Genomic DNA, 1423 nt, shown 5'->3' with positions numbered 1-1423 from the left:
GCTGTCGGAGGTCGTCGGCCAGGACCATATCCTGGGCCCCGACGGGGCGCTCACGCGCATGCTGGAGACGCGCACGCTGGGATCGCTGGTGTTCTGGGGACCGCCCGGCACCGGCAAGACCACGGTGGCGCGGCTGCTGGCGGATGCGACGGATTTGCATTTCGAGCAGATCTCCGCGGTGTTCTCCGGCGTTGCCGATCTGAAGAAGGCCTTCGACGCCGCGCGCGCCCGCCGCGAGATGGGCAAGGGCACGCTGCTGTTCGTCGACGAGGTGCACAGATTCAATCGCGCCCAGCAGGATTCGTTTCTGCCCGTGATGGAAGACGGCACGGTGGTGATGGTCGGCGCCACCACCGAGAACCCGTCGTTCGAGCTCAACGCGGCGCTTCTGTCTCGCGCGCGCGTTTTGGTGTTTCGTTCGCTCGACGCGGCGGCGATCGAAAAGCTGTTCGCGCATGCCGAGGAGGTCGAGGGCAGGAAGCTGCCGCTCGATGACGAGGCGCGCGCGGTGCTGGTGCGCATGGCCGACGGCGACGGTAGGGCATCGCTGACGCTCGCCGAAGAGGTCTGGCGCTCGGCGCGGGCGGACGAGATTTTCAACGCCGCGCAATTGCAGGACATCCTGCAGCGCCGTGCACCGATTTACGACAAATCGGCCGATGGCCACTACAATCTGATCTCGGCGCTGCATAAATCGGTGCGCGGCTCCGATCCCGATGCGGCGCTGTATTACCTTGCGCGGATGCTGGACGCCGGTGAGGACCCGCTGTTCCTGGCCCGCCGCGTCGTGCGCATGGCAGTCGAGGACATCGGCCTGGCCGATCCGCAGGCGCTCGTCATCGCCAATGCGGCGAAAGACGCCTTCGACTTCCTCGGCCATCCCGAGGGCGAGCTCGCCATCGCGCAGGCCGTGGTCTATCTCGCCACCGCGCCGAAATCGAACGCCGTCTACACCGCCTTCGGCACGGCGATGCAGGTCGCCAAGCAAGCCGGCTCGCTGCTGCCGCCCAAGCACATCCTCAATTCCCCGACCAAGCTGATGAAGTCGGAAGGCTACGGCGCATCTTACGAATACGACCACGACGCGCCGGATGCCTTCTCCGGCCAGGACTACTTCCCCGAAGCCCTGGGCCGCCAGACCTTCTACGACCCGCCCGAGCGCGGCTTCGAGCGCGAGATCAGAAAGCGGCTGGATTACTGGGCGAAGCTGCGGAAGGAGCGGGGCGGCACAGGCTAGAAGCGGCCATTTCGCCGTGACGGCAGCCGGCTTTTAGGGTACGCAGGCAGCCATGAGCCGCCGTATCAAAAGAACCGATCCAAAGCCCCGTTCGCGCGACGAGCGCAAGGAGGCGCGCCCGTTCAAGGCGCGCAGCGCGAAGACAGCCGGCCCGCGTCCGGGAGGCAAGCCGAGTGGCAAGCCGCC

General features: G+C 66.8%; 1 protein-coding gene. It reads left to right on the top strand.

Translation table 11 applies throughout. From position 1 onward, the window contains the following. Position 1 precedes the first annotated feature (1 nt). Complete coding sequence (locus MOV75_RS38020; RefSeq protein WP_247007979.1) at positions 2-1237, top strand: replication-associated recombination protein A; 1236 nt, start codon at positions 2-4, stop codon at positions 1235-1237. Positions 1238-1423: the final 186 nt, after the last annotated feature.

The organism is Bradyrhizobium sp. PRIMUS42, from assembly GCF_023006515.1.
Taxonomy (GTDB): domain Bacteria; phylum Pseudomonadota; class Alphaproteobacteria; order Rhizobiales; family Xanthobacteraceae; genus Bradyrhizobium.
Note: the sequence above shows the minus strand (reverse complement) of the source record. Positions and strands in the feature narration are given on the sequence as shown.